A 6,336-nucleotide genomic window follows, 5' to 3' on the forward strand; every position below is an offset into this window, starting at 1 on the left:
TAGATTTTAGTACACCGAACGCGCTTATCCAGGAAACGAGTTTGGGGATTCACTACCACGATGACAACATGGATTTACTGGACTATATGGCTAACCCGGAAGTTTTTGCCGTCAAGGATGGTTCTATCGAGCGCAATGACCGGCCGGGGCTGGGTGTGGAGATTGACGAGGATAAAGTGAAAAGGGCGGCCCGGGAGGGACACGACTGGCATAACCCGATCTGGCGAAACGAAGATGGATCCATAACCGAATGGTAGCTGCTGCCCTGGATGACAAAACCGTACATACCACCCCCTTTTTCCTGAGCTGCGACTGGGGTACCTCCTCCTTTCGTCTCAGGCTCGTGACATCGGACACCGGAAGAGTCGTCGCCGCCATTGAAAATGATACAGGTATTAAAATAACATACAAGCGGTGGACAGCATACGGTGGTTCTTTGAGCCGGATTGATTTTTATGAATCTTTTCTGATGCAAAAAATTGAAGAACTGGAAAGTATATCACCCGTTGATCTCGATCATCCGCCCATTATCCTGTCCGGAATGGCCTCTTCAAGTATCGGCATCAAAGAGCTCGCCTACGCCCCCCTGCCCTTTGAGCTGGACAATCCCGAACTGAATACCGAGATGGTTGAAGCGACGGACCGGTTTCCCTATGATTTATACCTTGTATCCGGACTTCATTCATCCGATGATGTCATGCGGGGCGAGGAAACGGAACTTCTGGGCCTGCATTCAACACTGAATGTCACGGATGGATTATTCCTCCTGGCAGGGACTCACAGTAAACACGTGGTGGTGGAAGAACGTACGGTTATCGCGTTCAAAACGTATATGACCGGGGAGCTTTTTGATGTTTTGTCCTCTCAAAGCATACTGACCCATTCCGTTGCAGCGGATAGGAACAGTACTGATGATCCCGGACGGGATTTTATAAAAGGGGTTGAGGAAGCTCAAAGAGAAAATTTACTGCATTCATTATTTGGTATCCGTGCACGTGAGCTCATCGGGGATACTTCGGATAAAGGCAATAACTATGGTTTTTTGAGCGGATTGTTAATCGGGACCGAACTGAAAGAGATAAAGCGGGCTGAACGAAATCCCGTCATACTCTGGGGCAGTCATCAGTTGCAGCGTTATTACGCGGCCGCATTGGATGCATTGGGATTGGACGTTATCCGCCCTGTTATCAAGGCGGAAGAGGATGTAACATCGCTGGGTCAGCGCACTGTTTTAAGACTAATTAATATCACTAACTAACTAAACGCGGACTATTATGACGGGGGAACCTCTATATTTATTGCTCATCACGCTTATCGCTATTGTCGTACTGCTCTTTCTCGTGATGAGACTCAAGATTCACGCTTTTATTTCACTCCTTATTGTGAGTGCTTTTGTCGGATTAGGTGCCGGGATGGGTTTTCAGGAAGTGCTGGACAGCATACAGGAAGGGATGGGCGGCATTTTAGGGTTTATCGCCATCATTGTGGGATTGGGGTCCATCATCGGAAAGCTCCTCGAAATATCCGGCGGTGCCGAAGCTCTGGCCCGTAATATCGTACAAATATTTGGTACCGAACGCACTTCCTGGGGATTGACAATCACCGGCTTTATCATATCCATTCCCGTTTTCCTGGATGTCGGATTTATTATCCTTGTTCCCATCGTCTATGCGCTGGCAAGAAAATCCAATAAATCCACCCTTTTTTACGCCATACCGCTTCTTGCCGGACTGGGCGTCACCCATGCTTTCATCCCGCCGACTCCCGGTCCCACTGCCGTAGCAGAAATTATGGACGTATCACTGGGATGGGTCATTATATTCGGCTTTGCCGCCGGAGTCCCGGCAGCGATCCTGGCGGGACCCATTTTCGGAAAGTATATTGGTAACAGGATTGATGTTGCTCCCCCCGATTTTAGTGAGACAAGTAAAACCGATGAGTCTTCCCTGGAGGACAAATGGGATTTTTACATTATTCTTGTTGTCATATTACTGCCCCTGTTCTTAATAGTCAACTCGACTATTTTTGATGTTCTGCAATCCAACCAGACGGTCGCAGAAGGAGCGTTCTGGGTGAACTTCATCCAGTTTGTGGGCCACCCGTTCATTGCGCTGATTATCGCCACACTCGTGGCAGCCTATTTTCTCGGTTACCAAAAAGGTTTTTCCGGCACGGAAGTGCTAAAGTTCTCTGATAAAGCGCTGGCGCCCGCGGGACTCATTATATTAGTAACCGGAGCGGGAGGCGTATTCAAGGAAATTCTCATTGACAGTGGTGTGGGAGAAGCCTTAGCCCAAACCATCCTGGCCTACCAGGTGGCCCCCATTGTGTTGGCGTACCTGCTGGCCGCCATTATCCGTATCACCCAGGGCTCGGCCACCGTCGCGATGATTACCTCTGCGGGCATGGTCGCTCCTGTCGTGAGTGAATTTGGCATGACATCACCGGAAAAAGCACTGATTGTTATCGCCATTGCCGCGGGTTCAACAATCTTATCTCATGTCAATGACAGCGGGTTCTGGCTGGTTAACAAATACCTCGGGTTAACCGAGAAACAGACCCTTCAGTCGTGGACGGCCATGGAAACCATCATCTCCGTCACCGGTTTTGCAATGGCCCTGTTGCTCTATTATACCGTGATTTAATGCAGGAGCGTTACGTTTACGTATGCGCAGTACTGTGGCTGTTTTGTGTATCCTCTACAATCCTATGCCAAAAAAACCATGCCCCACTAACCGTTAACGGCCGCAGTCCCATCACAAATGTCGGCTAAATCTGATCAGCTAACGTTACGGATTCCCGAACGATTTTTGACATCTGATCAAACTTATTTTCCCGAATCAAATCGGAGGGGGTAAGCCACGAGCCACCGGCTGCGGCTACCATCTCGCTCTTCAGATAAGATCTCAGGTTCGACGAATCCACTCCCCCCATGACCAGAAACCGGACCCCGGTATGCCGGTAAGGTCCTTCGAGGCTCCGGATATACGGTATACCCCCCAAATCCGACACAGGGAATAGCTTCAACAGCTTATGACCATACGACAAGGCTAATTCTATCTCCGAAGGGGTCGATACCCCGGGGATAAAGGGGAACTCAAACTCTTGCGCTTTCTCAACCACCCTCTTATTAAATCCCGGGGATAAGCCAAACTGGGCTCCCGCCTCCCGAGCCGCAGACAGCTGGTCACCCGACAGAATGGTCCCGGCACCGATCTGCATCTCCGGCAGTTCCCTGGCTATTGCACGGACCGCTTCGGCCGTCGCAGAAGTTCGAAAGGTGACTTCCATCACATTTATTCCGCCCTCCAGTAAAGCCTCTGCTACCGAAAGTGCTGAGTGAGCATCCGTCAATGTTACGGCAGGCAAAAGTTTGTTTTTAATTATTTCCTGAAACATCGATTATTCGTAATAAGAGATTATGACTACTCGGCAGTGAAACGATGCTTATTACTGGTTTGAGCTGCAGCGCTGCACCCGTTTAAAATGAACAGTATGGCAAAAGGCACCCATAATTTTGAATAATGCATACATTCTGTTTTTGATAAATTACTTCACTTTCGACTTATAACACTTTAGCTTAATAAAGTGGCGTCTTTCCATAATTCCCTTTTCCCGATTTTGAATGATTCAGTTCTCAATCAATGCTTCATGAATTTCCCGGAGATGCTCAAAATCAAACTTAACCACTTCGCGGTCGTAGGTCATCAGGCCGTTAACTTCCGTCTCAACATCGGTTGTCTGGGTATAAACAGCAGCTGCCAGTCCATTGTCTTTGAGTTCCATCAGCTCCTCAATCATCTGGTCGTATGTTTCATGCAGTTTGGTCTCCGACTGAGACGTCTCGTAATGACTGGGTGCACGGCTGAAGTCCTGCAGCCAGAGATGATCCTCGACCACCAGTGCTTGTCCCCCATACTCACCTAATACCGCGGCACGGTTGTCTTCCGTCTCCGGCATATCCGGACCCGGATACTCATGCATGTCAATGACATCCCCTACCCCACGGTCGGTCCATCCGCTGGCGTTATTAACCAACCGTGTCGGATCATAATTTTGTGTCCATTCGACTATTTTCTCCGTCTGGAATTGTCCCCATCCTTCGTTAAACGGAACCCACATAACGATGGAGGGATGATTATAGAACGCATCAATCATCTGCTTATACTCCTGCTTAAATTGACGGGCCGACTCTTCGGTCCGCCCCGGAATTTGTCCCGGGCGCATATCCCCGCTGGGCATATCCTGCCAGACTAAAATACCCAGTTTGTCGGCCCAGTAGTAGAAACGCTGCGGTTCTACTTTCACATGCTTGCGGAGCATATTGTAGCCCAGATCCCTAGTGACTTCAATATCGTATTTAAGGGCCTCGTCTGTGGGTGCCGCATAGAGTCCGTCGGGCCACCATCCCTGATCCAGCGGCCCCATCTGAAAAAGCGGTTCATTATTCAGGAACAACCGCGTATATCCATCTTCGGCTTTGGCAATTTCTATCTTGCGCATGCCAAAATAGCTGGATACTTCGTCGATTACCTGACCATTTTCATCGAGTAGCTCCACATTCAGATCATACAAAAAAGGATTGTCGGGTGACCACAGCTCGGGATTATCCAGCTCAATAAGAAAGTCCTGTTTGTGCAATCCTTCCGACTCACCACCCACTTCTCCTTCTTTCAATACCTTCACCCTGGCCTGGTGTCCATCGGAAAGATATTTGCCGCTGATTTCCACTTTTACCCGGCTGTTATCCACATCCGGTGTAATTTTCAGATCCTTAATATAGGATTCCGGAACGTATTCCAGCCAAACGGTTTGCCAGATTCCCGTGACCGCCGTATACCAGATGCTTCGCGGATCGTGCGTCTGCTTACCCACGGGCTGGTAGCCAATATCCGTCGGGTCCCAGACGGTAACTTCAATTTCCTGCTCACCCTTTGCGAGCTGATCCGTAATATCAAACGTAAAGGGATCGTACCCCCCCTGGTGAGTGCCGACGTATTCTCCATTCACGCGTACATGTGTTTCCCAGTCACTGGCTCCGAAATGCAGTAAAACCCGTCCCCCTTCATGGGGATTATCTACCTGAAAGCTTCGCTTGTACCACACGCGGTTGTCGGCCCCTACGATCTCACCGATTCCTGACAAGGCTGACTCCACCGGGTACGGGACCAGGATCTGCTGCTCATAATCACCAAAATCATTGTCTTTGGCTGTTATTTTAAACTCCCACAGCCCATTCAGGTTCTGCCAGTGCTCACGTTCCATCATGGGTCGCGGATACTCGGGCAGCGCATTTTCGGGTCCCACTTCTTCCGCCCACTCAGACATTAGTGACGCTTCAGCAGGTTCCCAGTCGTTTTGTTGACCATACACGGTAAAAGGGAGCGATATACTTAATACAAGGATAAAGAATAGGATAATCGTACGTTTAAACATGGGATGCCTATTTACTTAAGGTTAGTCTGATTTTGTAGTTATGATCTGTTTCGGTTCTATGTGAGGCGGCAAAATATTAAGTTGCAGCTGTCCTGCTCCTTCCGGTTGTTCGAATTTCGCTTTATTGATGAAAAACGTCCTCCAGTTCGGCTCCCCAAATTTCCAGTCCCTCCTTAAAATTGACAAAGTACTGGTACCGGGTTCCATCTTCATCGATAAAAAGATGATGATCAATTTATACTATTGTCAAGTCATTTTATTTACAAATAAAAAATTATGGAATTTTTTTTCATTTTAAATTGCAGAAAAGGTGGCTTACAATAGGAACTTCTTCTCACCATTGCCAAATAATGCATTAAAAACTGCGGTGCTAACGCATCACTTTTTTCCACACCCGCACGACTCCCGTATCTTCAGCGTCGTGAGCACCTCGATATTCTCGGCGGGCTCCTCTTCATTTTCGATGGTCCGGATCAATTTTTGAGCGGCCCTCTTTCCCACTTCATAGGCGGGTTGATGAACGGTGGTAAGCGGTACCTTGAGCAGCTCTGCGCGGACGTCATCGGTAAATCCAACAATGGCAAAATCGTCCGGTATGGATAAGCCGGCCTCGCCCATGGCCTGGATCGCCCCTATGGCGCAGGGATCATTGACCGTCACTACGGCATCGGGACGTTTTTCGGGGGGAAGGGTAAGCAATTTATTCATGGCGTTGTAGCCGGACTTCTCCTGAAACCCCGCTTCAATAATCCAGTCGTCATTCACGGGGATGGTATGTTTTTCCAGGGCATCCATAAATCCCCGGTACCGCTTGCGTCCGACCGATACTTCCTGGGGACCGCTGAGATATGCAATTTTAGAAACATTATGTGTAGTAATAAGGTGCTCAGTAATTAGGGT

General features: G+C 48.8%; 6 protein-coding genes. 3 read left to right on the top strand and 3 right to left on the bottom strand.

The features are described from left to right. The 3 genes from ACESLU_RS10085 to ACESLU_RS10095 all read left to right on the top strand — a co-directional run. A partial coding sequence (locus ACESLU_RS10085) for an enolase C-terminal domain-like protein (RefSeq protein WP_372638529.1) occupies nt 1-257 on the top strand: 257 nt, incomplete at its 5' end. Continuing rightward, on the top strand, nt 251-1,258 hold the full coding sequence (locus ACESLU_RS10090; RefSeq protein WP_372638530.1) for a 2-dehydro-3-deoxygalactonokinase: 1,008 nt from the start codon (nt 251-253) through the stop codon (nt 1,256-1,258). The genes ACESLU_RS10085 and ACESLU_RS10090, both read left to right, overlap by 7 nt. A 16-nt stretch (nt 1,259-1,274) precedes the next feature. Next, entirely contained in the window at nt 1,275-2,645 is a 1,371-nt protein-coding gene (locus ACESLU_RS10095) for a GntP family permease (protein WP_372638531.1), read from the top strand. 124 nt (nt 2,646-2,769) lie between these two features. Here the strand turns inward: ACESLU_RS10095 and eda are convergent, their stop codons facing one another. From eda to ACESLU_RS10110, 3 genes are all read right to left on the bottom strand, one after another. After that, nucleotides 2,770-3,399 carry a bifunctional 4-hydroxy-2-oxoglutarate aldolase/2-dehydro-3-deoxy-phosphogluconate aldolase gene (gene eda, locus ACESLU_RS10100; RefSeq protein ID WP_372638532.1) on the bottom strand — a complete coding sequence of 210 codons (630 nt, stop codon included), beginning with the start codon at nt 3,397-3,399 and terminating at the stop codon, nt 2,770-2,772. A 231-nt stretch (nt 3,400-3,630) separates the two neighbouring features. Beyond that, nucleotides 3,631-5,436 carry a glycoside hydrolase family 2 protein gene (locus tag ACESLU_RS10105; protein ID WP_372638533.1) on the bottom strand — a complete coding sequence of 602 codons (1,806 nt, stop codon included), beginning with the start codon at nt 5,434-5,436 and terminating at the stop codon, nt 3,631-3,633. Between the two features lie 378 nt (nt 5,437-5,814). Next, a partial coding sequence (locus ACESLU_RS10110) for a LacI family DNA-binding transcriptional regulator (protein WP_372638534.1) occupies nt 5,815-6,336 on the bottom strand: 522 nt, incomplete at its 5' end.

Origin of the sequence: Fodinibius sp., assembly GCF_041642155.1 — a bacterium.
Taxonomy (GTDB): domain Bacteria; phylum Bacteroidota; class Rhodothermia; order Balneolales; family Balneolaceae; genus Fodinibius.

Coding starts and splice junctions, on each gene's coding strand:
- ACESLU_RS10090 (WP_372638530.1), top strand. CDS start 251: ATGGTAGCTGCTGCCCTGGATGACAAAACCGTACATACCACCCCCTTT.
- eda (WP_372638532.1), bottom strand. CDS start 3,399: ATGTTTCAGGAAATAATTAAAAACAAACTTTTGCCTGCCGTAACATTG.
- ACESLU_RS10105 (WP_372638533.1), bottom strand. CDS start 5,436: ATGTTTAAACGTACGATTATCCTATTCTTTATCCTTGTATTAAGTATA.
- ACESLU_RS10095 (WP_372638531.1), top strand. CDS start 1,275: ATGACGGGGGAACCTCTATATTTATTGCTCATCACGCTTATCGCTATT.